General features: G+C 39.0%; 1 protein-coding gene. It reads right to left on the reverse strand.

Annotated elements, in window-relative coordinates:
• Nucleotides 1-39: 39 nt before the first annotated feature.
• The coding region (locus ACR9ZK_RS22650) for a T9SS type B sorting domain-containing protein (protein ID WP_481344177.1) at nt 40-254 on the reverse strand (215 nt) is incomplete at its 5' end.

The raw sequence follows: 254 nt of genomic DNA on the forward strand, positions 1-254 counted from the left end.
ATATAATACAGTCGCTCTTTTTGAAGGTTTTTCTAAAGGTCAATCCCTGTTTTTAACCAATACCCATCCTGAGTATTTTACAGGAGTATTTTTCTTATCGTTTTCATTCCAGGAAACGGAATACCAGTAGCTTCCTGTAGGAACTTTTCTTCCCGCCATAGTTCCGTCCCATCTGTATCGGTTGGATTTATCTGCTTTGTGGATCATCGCTCCATACCGGTCAAAAACATTAAATACAAGATTCTGTTTCCCTG

The organism is Monashia sp. HAY1-5C, from assembly GCF_056755255.1.